The 25281-nt window shown below is 33.7% G+C and carries 10 protein-coding genes; 5 read left to right on the top strand and 5 right to left on the bottom strand.

Going from position 1 to position 25281, the window contains the following annotated elements; translation table 11 throughout:
• Positions 1-5: 5 nt before the first annotated feature.
• From ACSIGE_RS15125 to ACSIGE_RS15115, 3 genes are read right to left on the bottom strand one after another with little or no spacing between them, the layout of a single operon-like run.
• Positions 6-14663 carry a lectin-like domain-containing protein gene (locus ACSIGE_RS15125; protein WP_440880716.1) on the bottom strand — a complete coding sequence of 4886 codons (14658 nt, stop codon included), beginning with the start codon at positions 14661-14663 and terminating at the stop codon, positions 6-8.
• Positions 14664-14707: 44 nt separating this feature from the next.
• Positions 14708-16549, bottom strand: coding sequence for a PorP/SprF family type IX secretion system membrane protein (locus ACSIGE_RS15120; protein WP_440880715.1), 1842 nt, complete (start codon positions 16547-16549; stop codon positions 14708-14710).
• Between the two features lie 11 nt (positions 16550-16560).
• Positions 16561-18792: a gliding motility-associated C-terminal domain-containing protein gene (locus ACSIGE_RS15115; protein WP_440880714.1), complete on the bottom strand. Its 2232-nt coding sequence runs from the start codon at positions 18790-18792 to the stop codon at positions 16561-16563.
• A gap of 178 nt (positions 18793-18970) precedes the next feature.
• Between ACSIGE_RS15115 and porQ the strand changes: the two genes are divergently transcribed.
• Both porQ and cmk read left to right on the top strand, forming a co-directional pair.
• Complete coding sequence (gene porQ, locus ACSIGE_RS15110) at positions 18971-19990, top strand: type IX secretion system protein PorQ (protein ID WP_440880713.1); 1020 nt, start codon at positions 18971-18973, stop codon at positions 19988-19990.
• 168 nt (positions 19991-20158) lie between these two features.
• Positions 20159-20851, top strand: coding sequence for a (d)CMP kinase (gene cmk, locus ACSIGE_RS15105; protein WP_440880712.1), 693 nt, complete (start codon positions 20159-20161; stop codon positions 20849-20851).
• A 372-nt stretch (positions 20852-21223) separates the two neighbouring features.
• On the opposite strand, the gene ACSIGE_RS15100 is transcribed toward cmk, so the two are convergent.
• On the bottom strand, positions 21224-22231 hold the full coding sequence (locus ACSIGE_RS15100) for an RluA family pseudouridine synthase (protein WP_440882224.1): 1008 nt from the start codon (positions 22229-22231) through the stop codon (positions 21224-21226).
• A 28-nt stretch (positions 22232-22259) separates the two neighbouring features.
• Entirely contained in the window at positions 22260-22844 is a 585-nt protein-coding gene (locus tag ACSIGE_RS15095) for a PASTA domain-containing protein (protein WP_440880711.1), read from the bottom strand.
• Between the two features lie 202 nt (positions 22845-23046).
• On the opposite strand from ACSIGE_RS15095, the gene ACSIGE_RS15090 reads away from it, so the two are divergent.
• Genes ACSIGE_RS15090 through ACSIGE_RS15080 form a run of 3 tightly spaced genes read left to right on the top strand, consistent with a single transcriptional unit; the run spans position 23047 to position 25210 of the window.
• The gene (locus tag ACSIGE_RS15090) at positions 23047-24021 is read left to right on the top strand and encodes a D-alanine--D-alanine ligase (RefSeq protein WP_440880710.1); all 975 of its coding nucleotides are present in this window, start codon (positions 23047-23049) and stop codon (positions 24019-24021) included.
• 29 nt (positions 24022-24050) lie between these two features.
• Positions 24051-24503 carry a pantetheine-phosphate adenylyltransferase gene (gene coaD, locus ACSIGE_RS15085; protein WP_440880709.1) on the top strand — a complete coding sequence of 151 codons (453 nt, stop codon included), beginning with the start codon at positions 24051-24053 and terminating at the stop codon, positions 24501-24503.
• A gap of 59 nt (positions 24504-24562) precedes the next feature.
• The gene (locus tag ACSIGE_RS15080) at positions 24563-25210 is read left to right on the top strand and encodes a Crp/Fnr family transcriptional regulator (RefSeq protein WP_440880708.1); all 648 of its coding nucleotides are present in this window, start codon (positions 24563-24565) and stop codon (positions 25208-25210) included.
• The last annotated feature ends 71 nt before the right edge of the window (positions 25211-25281 follow it).

Genomic DNA, 25281 nt, shown 5'->3' with positions numbered 1-25281 from the left:
CTCTTCTATCTATATAGTGTGAAATGCCCCATTATTTGTCTTTCTTGCCCTGATAACTCTTTAAAATAAATCGTATACCAGTAATCACCTGAAGGAAGTGCCACTCCTTCATAAGTTCCATCCCAACCTTCGTGTGACCCTTGAAGTGTAGCGATTCTGCCACTTCTATGTTTATGACTTCCTCCTGGGCCTTCATATTTGGTTATCCCACGACTATATCTGTCATATATATGAACTTTAACATCGTGGTAATCTTCAACATTAATAGGGTACCAAGTATCATTTACTCCATCACCATCAGGTGTAAATATATTAGGAACTTCAATTGTAATATAAACTCCTTCGATAATCACTTCTTCCTCACAACCTCTATCATCTCTAACGATTACTTTGTAATCTCTAGTTTCTAGAATTAACATTTCATTATCTGGGCTAAAACTGCCACCATCAAAACTATATTCGTATGGAGGAAGTCCAAAATTACCTGACGCAATAAGTTTATTCTTTTCAGAATCATCAACAAAAAGTTCTAAGGCTTTAAATTCTCTTATCTCTTCTACATCTTTTGAAACTGGACATCCTTTACTTATATGCTCTGCTTCTACTTTATAATTATTACCAGCAGGTAAGTTACTAAATAAACCAGTATCATTCGTATCAATTAAGCCACCACCGTCATACAAAGAATAAACAACTACATCTTTATATTTATCTTGAACTCCAACATCTAGAGTGTTTCCAGTTGGACAGTTATAAGATAGTTTATAGTCTAAAAGTAGCTCAATTGCTTCTTCTGTTTCAAAAGGAACTTCTTTAGGCTCACAAGTACTGCCAACAGGTAAAATAGAGACAACATATCTATTACCGCTTTCAACTCCATGACTAGCATCTAAAGTTATTATTCCTTCAGAGAAAGTTCCTGAAATGGGTCTTCCGTTTAAAGTTAAAATATACGATGCTGTTGTGCCCGCTAAAGCCCCCCCCGTAACATTCATTGTGAAACTAGGGCCTGGATCTGAAATACAAACCTGATTGTTAACATTCGTTGAAATAATATTTAAATCAGTTGGTTCTCCTATGATTACCTCTAATACTTCATAACAACCTACTTTATCTTTAATCGTTATGGTATACGTATCTGGGTACAAGTCATTGAAAACACGGTCTTTTACAAATTTATTATTAGGGAAAGAGCTAGGATTGTTTGGTGACATTCCGATTATGTTATATTCATAATCACCATTTCCTCCAATTGCATTTACTGTAATACTACCATCATTTCCTCCATTACAACCAACATCTGTGTGAGACTCTGATACCATCAGTGGATCTGGTTGTTCTATTTCTACGGTAGCTGTTTCAGCTGTACAAACATCTCCATTTGGATTTGAACTATATACTTTAATCTTATAAGTACCTACACCTAAATCTGAAAATAAATTACTATTTTGACGTGGTTGAACAACTGTTCCTCCACCATCTAATAACTCGAACTCATAAGTTTGAAGCCCTCCACTAACGTCAGCTGAAAGCGCTCCATTTTCATCTCCATTACATGTTACGAATCCTGAATCAACATTAATTCTTGCTTCCAAATCAACATAGTCTGCTACCGTAACAATATCAGGTCGTGGAGAAATACATTGGTTAGCATCTTTCACATAGAAATTATGCGTACCTGGATCTACATTAAATGTATTCCCAGCGACAAAATTAACTCCATCAGTACTAAAGGTATATCCACCCGTTCCTCCAGAACCACTTACCTCAATAACAGCTTGATTTCTATCACAGGTAATTAATTCTTTAAGATTTGCGGTTGCTACAACCATTGAAGGATCTGTAATCGTCACAGGAATAGGACTACTAGAACATGAATACTCATCATGGACTGTTATCTGATATACTCCTTCTCTTAGGCCTGTAAATACATTAGTTTCTTGTCTATCTGTTGTTATTCCATTAGGCATAGTTAATGTATACCTATATGACGGTGGGGCTCCTTGCCCTCCTGTAGTGTTCGTAACCGTTATTATGGCAGTTTCTTCTCCATTACAAAGGTTTGTTGTAACTACTGGAATAGCTGTAATTGGTGTTGGGTCTAGCAATATAAAAGTGTCAGATTCGATACATCCATTTGAATCTCTTACTGAAGCTTCATATTCACCAGCAGCTAATCCGTTTATGATATTATTTTTATCAAAACTCTGAACTATTGTATTTCCAGCTGATACGTTAACCAATTGATAATCGTATGATCCCCAACCACCTGAAGCATCTAATTCAACTTGACCTGAAGTAGGACTCACACAACTTATTAAATTTGGTTTCATATTCAACTTTAATGCTGTTGCAGGCTGTTCAATGGTAATATCATCTGATGTAATTTGACAGAATGGAGCATCAGTTTGTGTTATAACAACACGGTAAACTCCAGCTAATAAACCATTAACAGTTATTGCACCTGCTGACCCTAATGCTGATCCAGTGATTCCAGTGGTTAAGCCAGTGTTAGCATTAACAATATTATAATCATAACTTAACGTATAAGGGATACTCGAATTTAAATCAAAATCAAATGATCCAGTAGGTGATCCTAAACAAGTAACACTGTTTTTCTTGGATATACCAATAGTATATACAGGAGGATTTCCTACACGATATGACGTCGTTATTTTACACCCTGTGTCTGGATTATAAACCTCAATAGTGTACTCACCTGTTCCTAAGCCAATAAACTTCTCCGGGTTTGTTGTAGTACCAGACGTTTGAGTTACCTTAGGGAAAATTGTTCCATTAACACCTTCAACGCTATACTCTACATTTGCAACTGAAGACACAGAAGTGAAACTAATGGTTATTTCCTCTCCAGTGGTACAATAAATTGGTTTATCAACTGCAACAGTTGGATTTGATATCGCATTAAATTCAGGAATAACTACAGACGCAGTGCCTTCACAATTATTACTGTCATAAACAATTATCTGAACAGTTCCTCCAGACTGGTCTACTGCATTAAACGAAGGTGTTGCGCTATTTAGTAGTTGTTGAACCGTACCGTTATTAGCTGTGTATATAAAAGAATAACTACTATATACATTTGTTCCTCCTGTTATTAAAGCTGGATCTACTGTTACAGTCGCTAAATTTGTTTCATTTCCTGAAGTACAACCAAAAGGTGTGACCGTAGCTGCGCTAGATAATTCAATAAGATTGTTTTCTTCAATTTCTATAACATCATTATGACTACAATTATTTGTACCCACTCCTGTTATCGTATATATACCCGCTGGTAAATTTACAAATACCTTTTCGTTTGTTGCACCTATTCCATTTGGATCTGGAGAAATGGTATACGTCAATGGATTAATACCATTGTTAACCTCATTGATTGTAATTTCTCCTAAGGCAGTTCCATTACAAATATTATTTACACTAGCTGCTAACGTAAACTGAGCATCTTTCTTCGGATGAATTGTAATATCTTGTTCACGAGAACAATTAGGTGTTGCACCCGTATCAAAAACTCGCACAGTATAGGTATCTGTAGAAGGTACATTAAATGTAACCGTATTACCACCGGTACCTATTCTAGGTACTAAATCTCCGCCTGCACTAGTTTTCACTTCGTATTCATAAGACCCTGAACCTGATGAAATCGTAACGGTAACTTCTCCATCTGGACTTGACGTACTACAATCAATATCCTTAGTTGGTAACACATTAAACTCAAGATTATTAAACAATGTTTGTGCAGGCTGACTTGCCGCAGAACAATTATTAGTATCTCTTACATTTACTTCGTACGTATTAGGAGCTAAATCGGGGAATGTAAAAGGTACTCCTGAACCTGTTCCTTCTTCTGTTCTAATAGTCTCCCCTGTACTTGGGTCAACTAATTCAAAAATATAGTCACCAGATCCTCCCGTAGGTATAACAGTAATGCTACCACCTGTTGTTAAATCACATGAATTATCATCTTTAGTTAAAGTAAACTCAACAAGAGCAGGATTTCCTACTGTTACATCTTGAAATTGCTCACAACCGTTTGCATCTATTACAGTTACTCTATAATCTCCGAAAGCTAAATTATTAAAAGTATCAGAACCTGAATAAGGTACAGCGGGTGAAGTTCCTGTGAGAGGATCTAATTTAAATCTATAACCACCCCATCCGTTAAAAGCTTCTGCAACAATTTTTCCATCATTGCCATTATGACATTTTACCGGTGTTTGCACCGCCGATAATGTTAAGGCGATGTCTGATTCTTCAATTTCAATAGTATTAGAGGTTATAGTACAAAATGGACTATCAGGGTTTTGTACTACAATTACATAGTATGTTCCCGCTCCCAAACCGGTCACTGTTGAACTTCCAGATACGCCCGTTGTTAAAGATCCAACTTGAGTATCATCTGTTGTAACGGTTGTTCCATTTGTATTAAATACACGATAATCATAATTTCCTGTATAAGGTGGAGTCGCGCTAAAAGCGAATTCAAAAGAACCGTCGGTATCCCCTTTACATGAAACATTGCTTAAAGGGTTTAAGCTTAAAGTAAATACAGGGGCAGGGTTTACTTGATGTACTCCTACTGCTTTACAGCCTGTATTTGTATTATGAACTTCTATTTCATAGGTTCCTGTTGGAAGATTTGTAAATGAAGGCGTGCTTTGTGTTAGCTTTGCAAAACTTGTACCATTTATTCCTGTAACACTGAACTCTACATTTGGTGTAGCTCCTGATGGAGTTACATCGTACAATATGGTAATATTGTCACCAGTATTACAATCAATAAGTTTATCTATATCTGCACGAACATTACTTATCTCGTTAAATGGTAAAATTTGTGTATTAAACACACCTGTACAACCTTCACTATCTGTAACTGTAATAACCACTGGACCGCCAGAAACATTCATTGTTGTAAATTGTAAAGGCGTTGTTCCATTAGGTAAATCAAGAGTTTCTTGAGTACCGGAATTCGGTGTGTAAACAAAGTTATAGTTATAGATTCCTGAACCTCCTTTCAATTCTGAAGGAATTGCTGTAATTACAGCTTGATTCATAATATTACCCGATGTACAACCAAATTCAGTAACAGGAAAAGCATCGTTAATTGAAGTTACTACCTCAATTGGGTCTAATTCTTTAATTTCAATGATTGGACTTGTGGTTGAACAACCATTAACGGTACTCGTTCCAGTAATTGTGTATTGCCCTTCAGGAAGGTTTTTGAAGGTTAAATCACTGGTATCTATGGTACCTGAATAAGGACCTCCACTTACCACAAAAATTGTGTAGTCTGAAGGACTACTGGCGTTTGTTGACTCAGTAATTCTTATTTCACCTGCATTAGAACCATCACATTTATTATTTTGAGTTGCTTCCACTATAAAATCTGGATTAATTACAGGAGCTACTGTAACTTCCTTAGAATCAACACAGCCAGAGGCCATATCTGTTACTTCTATTCTGTATACACCTTCTGCGTTTACAGTGTGTGATACTGTGGATGAAACTCCTATTATATTTCCAGCATTTGTTGCCGGTGTAACTGCACCTCCTGAAATACCAGCAATCGTATAAGTGAAATTGCTTGGTCCACCAGATAATACTTCAATATCTATGACTGCTTCACCCGGTACACAATTAAGATTTTGAGAAACCGATAAATTGAAATCAATATCTGGATGAATTGTTAAAGGCTGACTAACACTTTCACAACCATTTGCATCTCTCACAACTATATCATAATTACCCTCTGCTACTCCCGCAATTATATAGGGACTATCTGATGAAGATGGTGTATATGTTACACCATTATCAGTAGAATATTGATATGGAGCTAAACCGCTTGCCATTTCAATTGTTATTGAATTATTTACACCACAACTATTTAAATTAACCGAATTAATGACAGGTAATTGGCTTACATTCAAGATTACATTTCCAATGATATCAGAACATCCATTAGAATCTACTGCTGTAACTTCTACACCTACAGGTAATGCAACATTTGTCACATTTGCATAAGGTATTTCTATTGAAGTTAGTGATGTTGGTGTTGTAATACCAGTAGCATTCGTTACATTAAGTTGGAATGTATAACCTGGAAAACCTCCTCTAACGTTTGTAATATTTATAACACCGCTTTGTCCACAAGATATATCATTTCCAACATTAACATTTCCTGTTATTGGTTCTCCTTTTTTGATTAAGGTATCTTCACTTGACCAAGAACAAACACCTGAAGCACCTGAAGTTATATCAATGTAATACTCTCCTTCATCTAATCCAGTAGCCACTACACTTGTAGCATTACCGGTATAATTATGAAGTACATTAACAAAAGCTGCAACTGGAATTCCTACACTAAGGGCATCACGCTTAAATAACGTCCAAGTAAATGGAGAAGTAACATTTGGGTCTGAAGTATCTATATTAAAAGTAATTTCTCCTGTAGCTGATGAACTCGTTGCTGTATTACATTGATTAGAATCTACAACAGGCGTAATTGGAACACTTGATTTAAATTCAAGTTTTTCATCGTTTAGTTTAATACAATCATCACTTGGATCTCCTGGTATTGCTCCACCTGCATTTTCATTAGTATCTTTTACATAAAAATCATAAGTACGACCAGGTACTAAATTTGTAAAGGTAAAAGTACGATCCTGCGAAGGTACAGGCGCTGGAGGTAATGGTGGTGGACTAGAAGTATCAGGTCCAACCCATACAGTAATATCGTCAATAGCAAATTCAAAAGGTCCAACACCACCTACTGCCTCTACTGTAACACTAAACCCTGTTGAACAATCTGAAGGATTTGCAATTGGATTTATTATTAATCCATCAACAATAAATGGGGTTTCAAATCTTTCTAAAAACTCTAGACAAATAACGTCACCTGAAGCGTTTACAATTCTCATAGCTGGATCCACTGATGTACCAGGTGGTATATTTAAAAATATATTTTCAGTATGATCTGCAGTCCAGGTTCCATCTAACCTGCGCAATTGAAGAATATATGGTGCTACTGGTAAAGTAGTCCCTGATAAATCATATTCAAATCCATATTGACTGCTATCATCAATAAAATTAACACAAGTAGAAGGAAGTCTTCCTGAAATTGTAGCTGTTAATTCAGGTAACTCAAAAATTTCAATGAACTGACTACCTGGAGAACATAAGTTAGCGTCTGTAACATTTACTTCATAGTTCCCTGCTGGTAATGAATGAAATGAATGATTTAAATTTTCAGTTACAACATTATTATTGTATGTTCCTCCATCTGTTATCGTAATAGTATAAGGTCCTTTACCATCTGAAATAGCAACATTAATCGATTCTGTTTCTTTGTTACATTCATGTTCTGCGTTTGGTAATGCTAACGTAAATGTTGGATTAGGAACTTGATTAACAGTAACTACTTCAGAATATTCACACAACGATCCATCTCGTACGAAATATTCATAATCACCTGGACTTGTGATAGGGAAAATATTAGTAGTTCCAAAACTAGGTGTTGCTCCACTGCCAACTCCAACGATTGCATATTGATAACTACTATCTCCTCCTTGCCCATTTACCGTAATATTTCCATCATTACAGGTAACGTCTTCAATCGTATATGAAGCTGTAACTTGCTTATGTATGGTAACAGTTTTCTGAATTCCAGTACAACCCGCTTTATCAACAACATCTACCGTGTAGGTTGCTGGAGATAATCCTGAAAAAGTATATGTACCTGAACTTATTGGTGAAGGTGTTTGAGGTGAAGCGCCATTTAAAATAAATTGATATTCTCCATTTCCTCCTGTAACATTTATTACTATTTCACCATTCGTACCGTCATAGCAATTGGTTGGTACCGCAGTAAAAACAATATTCTCCGCCGGATCTATTGTATGAACGGTTGGGGGTGAAGTACATCCATTAGCATCTTCTACTACGAAAGTATAGTTGCCCGGAGGTAAATCAAATACATTTTCACTTACTGGGAATGGGAATGATGCTCCTCCATCAATACTGTATTTGTAAGGAGGTGTTCCGCCTAAATTAGGTGTAGTTCCAGAGGTTCCTGCTGCATCTGTTAGTCTGATACTAGCATCAGTTGGATTTGAACATGTTACGTCTTTGATCACATTAACCGTAGGGGCTAATAACGCAGTTGGTTCCACTAATGTTGGTACTGGAAGCAGATCAATAGTACAAACCGCTAATGAACTAGCATCAGGTCTTATCTGAATATTATAGGCACCTGCTGTTAAACCTGAAATAGTGGTTTGAGCAGTACTTGTTGTGTTCCAACCTGTGCTATTTACATTGTATTGATAAGAGCCATTAAAATTAGATGCTGTTATGATAATTTCTCCATCGGATCCACCATTACAGGAAGGGTTTTCACTATTAGATATTTGACCTTTAAACTCTTTATCAGCCTCAACTGTTACTGCAACAATTCTATCACAAGCTCTATCTGTTTTTACTATAATATTATGAGTTCCTACCGCCAAGTTTTGGAACACATTACCTGTAGGGTTTACAGTTCCTATAGATTGATCTGTATAAGTATAAATTAAAACCGGAGCTGCTGGTGCATTAAGCGTAACATTTCCAGTTCCATCACAATTATACGTTACATCGTAAGTAAATTCAGGAATTATTGGTAAAGGATCAATTACTATCGTATCTACAGCTTCTGTACATCCTTTATCATCTTTAACTGTTAATACATATGTCCCATCAGTTAAATTATCATATACTAAGTCATCACTATAAACACCGTTAAATCCATAAGTATAAGGAGGTGTTCCGCCAGTAGCAGCTGTAAATGTAATCACTCCATCAGTGTTACAAGTAAAGTCTGTTGTTTTACTTGCTGTGCTGGCAACTCTTGTTAATGTGTTTATTGTTTCGGTAAATGGTCCAAAAGTACAGCCATTAGCATCTGTAACTAGTATTGGATAGTCACCAGGTGCCAAACCAGACTGTAATGTTACTCCTGATGCTAAATTTGTTCCATCAAAATTAATTGTATAGGGAGCTAAACCTCCAGCGATTACAACTTCTATACTTCCATTATCGCCAATACAGCTGGGCTGTGTTATATTGGTTGTAACATTTAAAGTTGCTACAAGTTGAACATTAACGGTCTTTGTAAATACACATCCTAAGCCATCTTTAACAAAATAGTCATAACTTCCTGATGTTGTTATAGGTAATGGGTTTACAGCTCCGTAAACTGGTGTAGCACCACTACCTGTTTCTATAATAGCAAACTCATAACTTCCATCACCACCAGTAGCATTTATAGTTACACTACCTGGGGTACAGGTAACGTTTTTAATTGCTTCTGAAGCCGATAATTGTTGATTGATTGTATGAGAAGATGCTACTGAAATACAACCTGCACCATCTTTAACTTCTATACTATATGTAGCTGGTGAAAGTCCTGTAAAGGTATGAGTCGATGCATCTTTTGGTACTGGCTCTATCCAAGGACCGCCATCAATTCTAAACATATAGTCTTTAAGTCCTTGATCAACATTTACTACAATTTCTCCATTTGAGCCGTCATAACAGTCTACCGGTGTTGCTGTATGCGTAACTACTATCGGTGCATTTACCGTAACTACAGTAGAATCAGTTTCTGAACAAACCTCTTGACATCTTATAGGACAATAAGGAATTTGTTTACAAAAATCATTGAATCTAATTCGATGTCTATTGTTAGCCGCTCCTGTAGCAGAGGTAAAACCAAAATAAATAGCGTCAGACCCCCCGAAATAGGTATTTATAAAATCTGAATTTGTATGAGACCCTGCATTAGCGCCATCAATAGTGTATGACAGCGTATTGGTAATTACGTTCCACGTTATTTGAACGCTATGCCAATTATCATCTTCTAACTCTGAAAATCCGATTGGACTTGTTAAAGCCGCATCATTATCAGTGTCAAAAATTGCTCCATGATCATCGGCAATATCGTTTTTAGGTGGTCCATTATTCCATGTATCTACTTCTAAAGCGATTCCATTTTGAATTCCTGAGGCACCTAGACCTCCTCCAGAATCACCTACAGCAGCAGAACCTCTTGGGTCATTGTGAAACACAAACGTAATTCCATCTGCTCCGTTTCCTTTTTTTGATCCAAGATTAACCTGAAAATCTAATTTAAAACTTTCTGAAAATGAAATTTTATTTTTAGACATTAAGTTTCCTCTTTGCATATTTAAAGCAGGAGTTAAGGTCGCTGTAAATTGATCATCAATAACGGTATCAAAGTCAAATACAAATAAATCATTTAAACTTGTTGAGCTATCTATTTTTGGATCTGTACATCCCGTTACAGCAGTATCAAAAATACATTCACTACAATCACGGCTATCTTTTACTTCAACCGTATAATCAGTTGAAGTAGTACCCGGTGGTATGTTTGTAAATGTAGGCGAAGTTTGCCAAGCATCTCCATTAACCCCAATTATTCGATACTCATAAGGAGGAATACCTCCAGATCCTTCTGCTGTAATGATGGCACCACTATCACAAGTAGCAGGTGTCAATGTAGCTTGCACATCAAGTTCTGGAAAGTCTTCAATAGTTACATCTGCCAAATCAATTATACATCCTTGATCCTTAATTTTTACATCGTAATTTCCTGCTGGAAGACCAACAATTTCAAAAGGTGATGTCGTTGCTACATCCCAACTAACTCCATCATTAACAGAATACTCATAATCACCCCCTTGATAATTTTCTGCAGTAATTTGTATTTTTCCACTTCCACCTGTTAAACAAAAATTATTTGAGCTATCAACAAAATTTCCTCCAAATTGGTTACCTGGTGCAACATTCACAGTGACTATTTTATCACAAGCTCTATCTGTTTTTACTATAATGTTATGGGATCCTACTGCTAAATTTTGGAAAACATTACCTGTAGGATTTACAGTTCCTATAGATTGATCAGTATAAGTATAAATTAAAACCGGAATTGCTGGAGCATTGAGCGTAACATTTCCAGTACCATCACAATTATACGTTACATCGTAAGTAAATTCAGGAATTATTGGTAAGGGATCAATTGTTAAAGTTTGAGGTGTTGATTCGCAACCATTATTATCTCTTATTTTAACAATATAATCACCATGGGTTAAATTATCAAATACCGTCTTCGTCGTTGACTGTTCTGTTCCAACAATATAAGTATAAGGGCTCGTTCCTCCAGTAGCACCGGTGAAAGTTATCTGTCCACCGCTTGTAACACAATCAATATTTTGTGTAACACTTGCATTTACAGATGGAGCTGTTTTATTACTAATAACTAAATCTGTTAATTGATAAAAACATTGAAAAGTATCTCTTGTAGCTCTTATATTAACGGTGTAAGTTCCTGGTGCCAAATTAATAAACTTATTATCAATATTCCATGATCCTGGTCCTGATCCGTTATCTATATTATAATCTAGAGTATACCCTTTTTTATCGTTAGTATTAATAATAATTTGTCCATCTGCTTGGCCACTACAAGATATGTCTTTTATAGAAGGCGTAAAAGTTATAGGTGCTTCAAGTGAAACGTTTATTGGACTCGAAAATGCAAAACAATTATTGCTATCAATTACTACAAACACGTATTCACCCTCTTCACCATTAGGGATAGTATAGGTAGTTGAAGTTAATAAATCAGATGGTAATATATCTGAAATACTAGTATATAAATCAACTCCTTGTTTTTTCCATAGAGCATAACTATAGACACCTGTAGTTATACCTCCATTGGCTTGTAACTCTATTATTCCATTTGAAGATCCATTTAAACATGTAATATCTTTAGTTTTAGTGGCCAATAATGTTAACTCATCTGGCTCACTTACTGTAATTTCCTCAATATAATCACATTGTGGTGTTTTTACACTAACTTGGTAAGTACCTGCACCGGGCACATCTAATGTAACAGGGCGGTTATCATTAAAAGATTTTTCTGCTTTTACATCTGTACCTTGCAATAACTGATAAGTATATCTACCCGGCACGTTATTATTTACCCCTATAGAGACCTGTGATGTTCCCCCATGACATAAAATATCTTGTTTTGATACCGTTACCTCAAGTACTTCTTTCCTAATATTTATACCTGGAAATGTATATTCACAAGAGGCCGCTGCTGAACTACTTATTCGTCTTATTTTTAATGTATAGTCGCCTGGTGTTGCAATGGACGTAAATGTACCTGTTCCTTGATAAGGAAATATAGCTCCTCCAGGTCCTTCTAATTTGTACTCATACCCATTTGGTATATTATTAACAGTAATTTCACCATTAGTATCACAAATTATATGTTTTTTTGAAATATTTGGTGATAATGTAGATTTGTAAACATTAAAATAATAAATGCTAGTACATTCACCATTGTAATTTATTTTTAATTTGTACTTCCCTTCTTCTGAAACATCAATTGAGCTTTGGTTAGATGACCCTGGCACATCATTCCAATTACAGGCATTATTAGGATTAGCACAATTATTTGTTACATCTGGGCAACTTCCCTCTACCATTTTCTTCCATTGTATTGTTGTTAAACCATCAGAGGTATCAACACCAGTATTTAAGGTACGAAAGCTTCCATCACCACACAAATATATTTCACCTAACTTTAAGTTATTGGATGTACAACTATTTAAATAATTATCAAAAGAAGATTCAATAGGATTTGAAGCAGCCCCTATTAACTTAACGTTAAATATTTCCGTTTTTTCTATACAACCCGTACCAGGTTTTGCTGTTGTTGTTACAGTATAGACTCCTACATCTGAAGAACGTACCGTAAGAGATTGAGAATTCCCTACTACTACGTTAGACTCATTTCTCCATTCATAGCTTTGAAACCCTGATGCTGCAACTAATTTAACTGTTCTACCATCACAAACGACTGCTTCATGCTCAAAAGTACAACCAGAGATATCTGCTAAAAAGTTAGTAGGTCCTGTAATGCCAGAATCACAAGGATCAAGACCAAAAATACTAGATTCATTTATAACTCTATCTCCACCACCTTCATCAAAACTATAACTTGCAAATGCTTGGTTCTCAATGACATCAGAACAAGCATCCCTCAAATCATTACAAGTTTCTACTAATTTAACTCTGAACCTAATTTCACTTCTACCGGATTGTTTGCGAACTAAATGATCAAGATTTCTAAAAGTAATTGTTCCGCCTGTAGTTCCTGAAGCAGGTGTATAAGTATGAGTAACGCCTAAAGGCACAGATAAATCAGAAGGTTGATTTGTTGATGGATCAATCACTAAATCAGCATTAGCTGGTAAAATATCGGAGATTACTGTATTTATCGCATTATCAGTACCTATATTTTCAAAAGTTAATTTGTAATAAAGCTCTTCACCTAAACCTATTGTTTGCCCAGCCATATCATTTCCAGCTGCATCTTCTACTGTTTTTAAAATACGTATTTTTGGTTCAATAACTTCAATGGACATCCCTACCAAAAAAGGCCAGTAAATATCTCCAGTAGATGAAAATCGTAAATTTGTGGAGGTTTGATTGTTGGTAAGTATAGACTTAGTATCATTATCTAGTTTAAAAATATCTGCATCATACCCCAATGTGTTTCGACTGTTTGGTCGCCTGTTTGTAACATGTTGATGACTACCAGCCCCAGTAATATTGGTTATAGAACTATTAAAAAAGTTATTACTTGGATTATTATTATTGTTTGAACTAAAAATAGTTGAAAAACTTGCTGTATTTCTCTGTTGAATCATAAATTGATCACCAGTAATACTTTTATCACCTTCTAAAGTTGCTACTAAAACTTTTGCATTAACCGGACCAAAAGGAACTGTTCTAAATCCACTGATATTAACTGTCCTATTATTTCCACTAGATATAGATGAAAAACCATCGAATGTAAAGAATTCTTTACTTGTATCTCTTTCGTTTTTGTAAATAATTACAATATTCCATCCAGCTGCTCCACCTAAACCTCTTTCCCTGTCTCGGCCTATTGTCCCTCTGACATCTGCAACGATATATTCACCGTTCGGACTATTTTTGTTAATTATATTAGTAATGTCTTTATAACAAACATAAGGACGTGACGTAGCACTTCCGTTATTAAAGATTATTTCATTAGGGTCTAATATTCCTGCCTCTATTTGTTGGTAACTAGAATTCCCTGGTAATTTTATCTTAATCTTATTGAAATCGGGGCTGGGAGCTCCTTCATTTTCCCAGGTATCATATGGGTATATCCCTGCCCAATACAGCCCTGCATATACGATCGTAGCACAACTTGGAACATTGAGTGTTGCTGCTGATGATGAAAAAGTGTTTGGATCGTTGTCTATATCTACATAAACTAGATTACTTCTTCCATTACTTGCATTTCCATTATGTGGATTGGTGCGATGCAAGTTAATATTGTTATTTGCTATGAAAGTCATATCACCTCGAATCGGTTTACCATCACCTATCAAAGGAAAACGTTTTGTAAAATCCACATCGGATAAGGCTGCATTAGCTTTCAAAATGGCTAATTCTTTTGCAGTCATTTCTTTTCCAGCCAATTCATGTTCTTGCGAATAGAACAGCAGACTGTAGAGCATTAGTGTTAGGGTAAGTATAAGTCTTTTCATGATAAGGGGAAAATTTATTTAACTAGTACTTTTTTTAATTTAAATTATTTAATATTTACGATTGATTTTCGATCGTAATAAGCTCCATTTAGGTTATTTTCATATAGTTTAATAGCCTTCGCTTTGCTTATCGTTTTTAATATGTATACGTGTCTTAGCCCAGTACTTGGATGTATAAAGTAACCAGCAGCTATATTATCATTTTGTAGTTCATCTACAAATCTATCTGCATACGCTTTATTACCAAAAGCACCGACCTGAATATAATAACCTTCTTCCATATTTCCAACTTTTTTTATTGTTAAAATTTTTGCTGGTGGTTGTGGTTTCCGCTCTTTATAAGTTTGTTTACCATCTCCTGTAGTTATTTTTACAATAAATACAGCTTCTTTATATGTTTTTTTATTCTTTAAAGCCAAAGGATCATTATCTTCTCCATCGAAAAGTTTTTTATCTTTGAATTCTTCGGTCATTCTTTCTGCATTCTCTTTTTTAGCAAAACTATCAAAATAAACATAGTAAAACTTGGTTTTCGAGTCATATACATACTTAGCATCTATACCTTCTTTTTCAAATTTCCATTTCTTTTCTTCTATATATGCTTCAGCATTTTCTTTACTTTTGAATTGATTGGCTGCCACATAATAAGCTGTTCTACTACCACCGTTTCTTGTTCTTGTTATAGTACTTCTTCTCCACGGTGTATCAGTTCTTCTTCTTAAAGATGTATCTTTTTCTTCGTTTTCTGGAATTACTACAAGTTCAGAAGTATCTTTTTCCTCAGGCAACTCTTTAGCTGGAGGCGGATTTTCCTTTAAAATTCGCAGAATTTCATCAACTTTTTTATTTAATTTATTAATTGAATCATAAGCGCTATTTAATTCTTTAGATGAATCATTGGCTCTAAATTTATTTTTCGGCTTTCTTTCAGGAAGTTTTACACTAACACTTCCTGACCTCCTTTTTGGAACTCTTCTTGAAAAACTCTTTTCGCCAAAATTATAGATGATTCCTATCTCATTGGTAGCTGCGAAATCTCCTTTTTCATATGAAAAACCAATGGAAATTTTATCTGATAAATTAACACCTGCTCCTGCTGAAATGCCATATTCCTTATCATAACCTGCTTTTAGCCAACCTGCTTTAGGTAGATCAAAAATAACATTTCCTCCATAACCAAAATCACCATCACCTGGCTTTCTAGCTAAACCTAAAACTCTGAAAACTGCAGCTTCAAAAATTCCTCCAGCATAAGTAAACTCATGGGTATATACTAAATGACCTGAATATGTTTTTTCTGAGAATGATGTTGCCATTTTATTTTCTCTAAGTTCAAAATCCAATAAATTTTCAAAAAACACTCCAACATCAAACTTGCCAAAAGACAAAGTAACTGCCGGTTGCCAATTAACTATAGGAATATCTTGAAAATTACTTATGGCAGGGTCTGGTTGCTGTGTGTTGACTTTTAAGCCATCTGCACTTCTCCTACTGTAAAGTACATTAAAACCAAATGTCAGATCTAAATTATCACTAAGTTGCATTCTGTGAGCGTAATTAGCTAAAGCTCCAAAATCTTTAAATACTCCTACTTCTTGCTGATAAACCGCTAATCCTGCACCTACATTTTCTCTCATTTTACCTGCATAACTTAAAAGATATAACTTTGGAGAATCCTCAAAATCAACAAAACTATTCCTAACAATTGCATTTAAGGAAGTTTTATTTTCTCTTAAAGCCGAAAAAGTAGGCACTGTAAGAAAGCGATTAAACTTCATAAAATTCCTTGATGTAAAGCTATTATATTTTTGCGAACCACCAGAAACCTGGGCCCCAACTATGGCTGAGTACATGAGCAGTCCTAAAATAATATTTCTTTTAATCATATATTTCCCTTCTAGTCTATTACTGAGATACTTCCTGCTTTAACAAGCTTCTCATCTCTTATTATTTTGTAATAAAATATTCTTTGATTTCCTAAATCATCTTTAGGCCAATCATTTTTATATTCGGTTGTTGTTAAAACCTCGCCCCCGTTAGAATTATAAATACTAATGGTCACCGTTGGTTGAAAAGAATATCTATTTGATATTTGCCAAGTATCATTTATTCCGTCTATTGTTTTAGGAGATATAATATTTGGCACAATAATTTGATCATCTTGTTCAACAACCTCTATCATTTTTGTCACCCGACAATCACCTACTTTAGCTATTAACGAATAAAGTCCGATATTATTTACTTCAACTGTTTCATTTGTTGACAATAAATCTCCTGAATCTTCTTCATACCATTCATAAGATTCGGCTCCACTTGCCGTTATTATTGTTGCTTCGCCTGATAGTAGTACTACTATTTGAGATGGTGTCACCTGAACAGCCGAATCATCAAAGGGTATTATATTAACAGGATCTAATTCTTTTAAACAGCCAAAGCCAGAGACTTGCAATTTATATTCTCCTGGCTCAATAACTTCTAAAGTTTTAGGATCACTTAATGTCAGCTCTTCATTATCTTTAAACCATGTATACGTAAATCCAGCAACCATTTCTAAAAAAGATAAAGTAATAGTTCCTCCGTCACACAAGGAGTTGGATGTTGAACTTGATAAAATTTCTGGAGATCTTACTGTTAGTTTGACATCTATCTCATTTGATTCATTACTAATGCTATTACCAGATCGGGTACTCGCTACTAATTTATATAATCCATTTTCTGTGTAAGATAGAACATTTAAGCTACTAGTTGTTACTCCTGTATCAACACCATTCTTAAACCATTTGTAGTTTAAATTTTCATTTATTTGATCATCTGATAATTGATATTCTTCACCATCTGTTCCTATAGCTGTAACACCAACCATTAGTAGATCTGTAGAATCACTATCACATTCAACATAATTATTAGAAGTTCGAATGGTTAAGTCAAATTCATCTAAACCTACTAGTTCAAAAATTTCAGAATCTTGCGAAAAACGACATCCACTGGCACCTGCTGTTTCTGTAACTCTTGCATAGTATTTTCCAGGTTCTATAGCGTTGAGTGATTGTGAAAAAACACTTATTTGTTGTCCGTCTTTAAACCAAATAACATCAACTGAAGTAGACGCAGGCTCTATTTCAAACGTTAATTCTTTTGTTTCTCCGGGTAGTATTATATCTTTCCCTGTTTGATTATTGGTTATTGTAAAACTTGCCGTTGACTTTTGCCTTAAAATAATATCTTGTGACCGAAAAGTACAATTATTACCTGCTTGTACTTCTAAGTGGTAGGTTCCAAATTGACGTGTATTAGGCGTAGTATAAGTTCTAGAAGGTGAAGAAGTCACTAGCTCATCATCTTTATACCAATTATATATCAAAGTGACACCAGGAACAGTAATATCTTCTGCCTCAAAAGTATGTGTTTCATCTGAACATATTTCAATTTCATTTTGCCCTAGAATATTTGCTACATTGCTTTCTACAACAATCACCCTACTTGATATAGAACTAACAGTTCCACAAGCACCATATTCAATCCTTGCTACATATCTCCCCTCGTCGTTTACACTAATTCTCGGCTCATTCGTTTCTTTTAAAAAAACACCATCTTTATACCATTCAAATTTTGCTGTTTTCGTTGTGTTTAAAACAATTTCAACAGCATCTCCTGAATTACCGCAAATGTATTGTGTTCCTGGAGACGTCGTAGGTATGTTATCATCTATCATATCATAAGCTGAAAAAAAATCGGAGGCTGGACCTTGGACTGGTGGATTAGAAGCAACAATTCTTATCCGATATTTTGTTCCAAAAGTACCTGCAGGGAATTGAAACGTTGCTGGTATATCCAGAAAAGTATTATTTTTATTTGCTATTCGACTAATAAACCTATCCGGAGTCGAAGTAAATGTACCATTTTCATCAGATAACTCAACTTGAAACACATTGTCAGGTTCAAATAACCCCCCTGTAATTTTAAAAGTCAAGTCGAAGTCAACATTAGAACCTTGACTACAAACAAAATTATTAACATCAATATCTCCTAAGTCTGGAGCAAGCAATGATTGTCCTTTTAGGACCAAACTTAAAAATAACATCATTGTTACTAAAAGTATTCTTATGCTTTTAGCTAATATTTCACTCATCTAAGGAATTCTTTTTAGGGGGCGGAAAGATACATATTGTTTTAATAAATAGCAACATATAAATAATCTGCCAGCGGGCAAAATATAAAATAATCCTCACATTTACAAAAAAACATTTCAATACAATCAAAAAAATAAAATAATTCATTACCTTTTTGATTAAGATAAATTTAAACCTGTGAACATAAAATTTAGCTTATTACTGCTTCTTTTTAACACACCTTCATTTACTCAAACAGGTGGTAACTCTATTTTTTCATTTCTTAATATTTCTAGCTCACCAAGGCAAGTTGCGATGGGCGGTAAGATATATACGTTAGAAAATGACATTGACCAACCTGCCTGGAACCCTTCTATTATAACTCATACTTTACACAAACAAATATCAGTCAACTACACCAGCTATTTATCGGATATTCAAATTGGATCTTTATCATATGCGCATTATATCAACAAAAGTTTTGGGACTTTATACGGAAATATAAACTATTTAACCTATGGTTCTTTGCTTAGAATTGATGAAGAAGGAAGAGAAAACGGTTCTTTTAACGCAAATGACATCTCTTTATCAATAGGTTATGCAAAAAAATTATGTGATTGTAATTTGTATTTGGGCATAAATACTAAATTTATTTATGCTTACATAGATACATTTTCTTCTACGGGAATTGCTTTTGACCTAGGTTTTTCTTATCGAAAGAAAAATATTCCTTTTATATTTAGCATACTATTAAGAAATATTGGAAAACAATTAACTCCATTCATCAATACTCGTGAAAAACTGCCACTTGACATAGCAATTGCTTTTTCCTATAATCTGGAAAAAATGCCACTTACATGGCATATAACCGTTGATAACTTACAAAAATGGAAGTTAGGCGTTCCTAACCCTTCTAATCAGAAAACAGATTTGGAAGGCAACGAGTACGAAGAAAATATATCCTTTCTCAATAATTTAATAAGACACGTAAGTTTTGGAGCTGAACTATTTAAAAACAAAGCAATAAATTTAAGAATGGGGTATAACTTTAGAAGAGGTAAAGAATTGCAATTGCAAAATGTACGTTCTTTTGGTGGCCTATCGTTTGGTATTGGTATCAAAAATAAATATTTCAAGTTCAATTATGCTTACTCAAAGTTTCATTCAGCTACAAATACAAATACGTTTGGTATTCAAATTGACCTTGACAAAGATTAATTACATTAGTCATATTTAATTATGAAAGCAACCATTTCTATTAAATAATATTCAAATTACTATGTAAATAGAAATTAAATTATTGTGATTTCTCTCTAAATCTTTCTATTTATTTGAGCCATCTTTTATAAGAATATACACTATATTTGTTATAATTACAGAAATTTTATGACCAAAAAAATAACAATAGCCATTGATGGGTTTTCCTCTACAGGAAAAAGTACTATTGCCAAGCAACTTGCTAAAGAATTAGGATATATTTATGTAGATACAGGAGCAATGTACAGAGCTGTAACACTATATGCAATGCAACAAAATTTAATCTCAAAAAATCATTTCAACACTACAGAACTAATCGATGATCTAAGTAGTATTTCTATTTCCTTTGTATTTAACCCCTCTCTAGGCTATGCTGAAGTCTATTTAAATGGCACTAATGTTGAAAAAGAAATTAGAACGATTGAGGTTTCTAAACTGGTTAGTAAAGTAGCAACAATATCTGAAATACGCAAAAAATTGGTCAGCGAGCAACAAAATATGGGTAAAAATAAAGGAGTTGTTATGGACGGGAGAGATATTGGAACCGTTGTTTTTCCTAATGCTGAGCTTAAACTATTCATGACTGCTTCGGCTGATAAACGTGCCAAAAGACGCTACAAAGAATTGGTAGACAGAGGAGATCGTGTCAACTATGAAGAAATTCTTCATAACGTACAAGAAAGAGACAGAATTGATTCAACAAGAGCTGATTCTCCATTAGTTGTTGCTGAAGATGCTATTGAGTTTGATAATTCAGACATGGGATTGAAAGAACAATTTGAAAGAATTTTGAACTTAGTAAAAACTCATGCTTTGACATAAAAAAAACTACTCTGAGATTTTAATATTAAACCAATTACGCAAAAGTTTTTGAAATATCCAATTCTCAGCGATTACAAAAAAGCTTTTAATAATCAACACTTAAAAAAAACAAAAAAACAATAACCCCTTCAAAATAAAAGACTTAATTACGAATATGGATTCGATTACTTAATTTAACATTAAAGGTTTTTAATTAAGTTCAAAAAATTAACCGAACAGCTTTGGTTTCTTTTGTTTGTCATTCAGTATGGTGTTACTTAATAAGTATATAAGTTGTGTATTGTTTATATTAACTATTCGCATAGTAAAAACAAAAAATGTAGAACTTATTTTTTGACACAATAATACACTCTTAGAAATTCAATAATTTTATTATTCAGTAGTAGAGCTTTTAGAATACCGTCTCCATTTTTCAATGCAATTTTGAATATCTATTGGAAGTTCAGAATTAAACTCTAAATATTTACCACTCCTTGGATGTACAAAGCCTAATGTTTTTGCGTGTAATGCTTGTCTTGGCAACTCTTTAAAACAATTGTCTACAAATTGTTTATACTTACTAAAAGTAGTTCCTTTGAGTATCTGATTTCCTCCATAGCGTTCGTCATTAAATAAAGTATGACCTATATGTTTAAAATGGGCTCTTATTTGATGAGTTCTCCCTGTTTCGAGTCTACATTTTACCAAAGTAACATAGGTAAATCTTTCTATTACTTCATAATGGGTTACTGCTGGTTTTCCATATTCTCCATCTGGAAAAACTGACATCTGCATTCTATCTTTTAGACTTCTACCAATATTCCCTTTAATTGTACCCTTGTCTTCCTCTACACTACCCCAAACCAATGCGTAATACAAGCGCTCTGTTGTTTTATCAAAAAATTGTTTTGATAAATGCACCATTGCATGTTCTGTTTTTGCCACTACAAGTAAACCACTTGTATCCTTATCAATTCTGTGTACTAGCCCTGGGCGATCACTAGAATTATTTGGTAAATTTTCTATATGATGTATTAATCCATTTACTAAAGTTCCTGAGTAATTTCCATGACCAGGATGAACCACCATGCCTGGTGATTTATTAACAACTATAACATCTTGATCTTCATACACTATATCTAAAGGCAGATTTTCAGCTACCAATAAATTTTCATGAGGAGGATATGCCAAAACAACCTTTACCTCATCTTTTGGTTTAATTTTATAATTTGCTTTTACTGGAATTTCATTTACTAAAATATTTCCCGCCTTAGCAGCTTGTTGTATTTTATTTCGAGTAGCGTTCTCGATAAAATTCATTAAAAACTTGTCCACTCTCAAAGGAGCCTGCCCCTCATTAGCTATAAAACGATAGTGTTCGTATAACTCATCATTATCCATATCTTGGCTTTTATCTTCCTTAGATTTTTTATTCTTCTCCGTTCCCATCACCCAAAATTAAATTAATTTTAGATCTTTTTGGTATTTTAGCTCCTGGTTTGATTTTTTTTCCTTTAAAAGTCAAACCTCTTACAACATCTTTTCCTAAATCCTTTACCCATGTAATTTTTTCTCCCACTACAAAACCTATGGATCTTAAATGTGTAATTGCTTGTCTTCTTGTCCTGCCATTTAAGTCAGGTATTTCAACATCTCTATATCTCGATGGGTTTAAGGTTAAGTATATTTTTCTTTTTTCTTTTACAAAATCACCTGCCGATGGATTCTGATCTATCACTGATTTTTTAGGATAATTTGGATTATAGCTAGCACTATCAATAACTAAATATTTTAAATCAAGCTCATTTAACTTTCTTTCTACCTCTTCTAACAATAGTTTATCTAAATCTGGGACTTGAATTTTTTGCCCATGATTCGTAGTTAGATTTAGCCACCATTGCAACAAGACAACAGCTAAAAATATTCCAATAACTGAAATCACAACTTGTTTTAAAAAGTTTTTACTTTTTAGAAATAATAATACTCCTTTAATTTTTTCTGAAATGTTGCTCATCATAATTTTAGTAAAATCACACAAATTTACACCAAAAATAGTTAACTCAGTTTATAATAATTATCGAATGCTCTCTTTATTTTAGTTTATGTTTTATTGATAACATCTTATTGTTAAAGTTAATTGACAAATTACATGTAATTTACTTTTTTGGTAAGTTTGTAAAAACTACTTTTACTATAATTGATAACTTAATTTATAAATGAAAAAAAATATAGCCGTTGTTATGGGGGGGTACTCTTCGGAAGTTGCTATTTCTATGAAAAGTGGTAGTGTCGCCTTTAAACATCTTGACAAAGAGAAATTCAACCCGTACCAAGTTCATATTTTACCTAATAAATGGGTAGTTATTGATAATAACAAGGAATATGAAATTGAAAAAAAAGACTTTTCTTTTTTTAAAGGTGATAAAAAAATAACATTTGATTGTGTATTTAATGCAATTCATGGTAGCCCAGGAGAAGATGGAAAGCTTCTTGCTTATTTTGAATTAATAAATATGAAACACACATCTGCACCGTTTTACCAAATGGCGCTAACTTTTAACAAAAGAGACACTTTAAGTGCGGTTAAACATTACGGTATTCCTACTGCAGAATCTGTTTACCTTAATAAAGGAGCTAATTACACTACTTCTGAAATAATAGAAAAAGTTGGACTCCCTTGTTTTGTTAAACCGAATAATGCTGGCTCTAGTTTTGGGATTTCGAAAATTTATAAAGAAAAAAACTTATCAAAAGCTATTGACAAAGCTTTTAAAGAAGACTCTGAAATACTTATTGAAAGCTTTTTAGATGGTATTGAAGTTTCCGTTGGTGTTATAGAATATAAAGGGGAAGTAACTGTACTCCCAATAACTGAAATAGTATCTGAAAATGATTTTTTTGATTATGACGCAAAATATAACGGTAAATCTGAAGAAATCACACCTGCAAGGCTTACCAAGTTTCAAGAAACGAAAGTAAAAGAAATGGCAAAAAAAGTTTATACCATATTAAATATGACTGGTTTTTCACGTTCTGAATATATACTTGTGAAAGATGTTCCTCATTTTCTGGAAATGAATACTGTACCAGGTTTAACGGAAGCTAGTATTTTACCAAAACAGGCAAAAGAATATGGTATAGAACTGTCCGAATTATTTAATAATTCTGTACAACAATCTTTAAACAAATAATAAACAACCTATTATACATTTCTACCTTTATGAAAAAAGCTGTTTTTCCTGGTTCCTTTGACCCCATAACTCTTGGGCATGTTGACATAATAGAGAGAGGAGTTACCTTGTTTGACGAGTTAATTATTGCCATTGGTATCAATGCTGAAAAAAAATATATGTTTTCATTAGAAGAACGAAAAAAATTTATTGAAAAAACTTTTATACACGAACCAAAAATTAAAGTTCTTACCTATAGAGGTCTAACGGTTAATTTCTGTAAAGAACAAAATGCTAATTTTATTTTAAGAGGTCTCCGAAATCCTGCAGATTTTGAATTTGAGAAGGCTATTGCACATACGAATAGGAAACTCTCTGAAATTGAAACAGTTTTTTTACTCACCTCGTCAGGTAAAAGTTATATTTCATCATCTATTGTAAGAGACGTTATAAGAAACAATGGTAATTATAAAGGATTAGTTCCTAACGCTGTGAGTTTATAATTTAAAAAGTTTAAGTTTCCGAAACAAAAAAATTTTAAAACAACAACAAAATCATAACTATGAAAGAGTTTGATCAATTATTTAAGTCTTTATCTATTACTGAAGAAAATCTAAAAAAAGACATTTTGGATAATGCTATCGTGCAAACAGTAAACAAAGAAAGCTTTATAGTTGAAAAAGGTAAATATATAAAATGGTTAGCTATTGTAATATCAGGAAAAGTTAGGGTTTGGCAGGAAAACGAAGATCGACAAATTCTACTTTACTATGTTACTCCTGTTCAAACATGCGTTCTATCTTTATCTGCTGCTTTTCGAGACTGTTTGAGCCTTGTACAAGCAAAAGCAGAAGAGGAGACAACCATTATTAAAATTCCTGTTCGGTATGTGAAAGAATGGAGTTTTAAATATAAATCATGGAATAACTTCACAACCAGCTCATTTATTTTTAGCTATCAAGATCTTCTTCATTCGTTTAAAAACCTTGCCTTTAATAAAATTGATAAAAGATTATTTGAATATTTAAAATTATACACCCAAAAAAAGAATACAAATATTATAAAACTCTCGCACAATGAACTCTCTAAAGAAATTGGTACAACAAGAGAAGTAATTTCTAAAATCTTAAAACAATTTGAATTATCAGGTATTGTAAAATTAAAATTTAAACAAATAGAACTTTGTAAGCCTGATGCATACTTAGAATAGTTTCTTTAGGAATGAAATTATGGATGAAAGTGTTTTAAAAAAATAAAAATTACAAAAGCTATATTTAAACC

This window comes from Tenacibaculum profundi (assembly GCF_052050075.1).
Lineage (GTDB): Bacteria > Bacteroidota > Bacteroidia > Flavobacteriales > Flavobacteriaceae > Polaribacter.
Note: the sequence above shows the minus strand (reverse complement) of the source record. Positions and strands in the feature narration are given on the sequence as shown.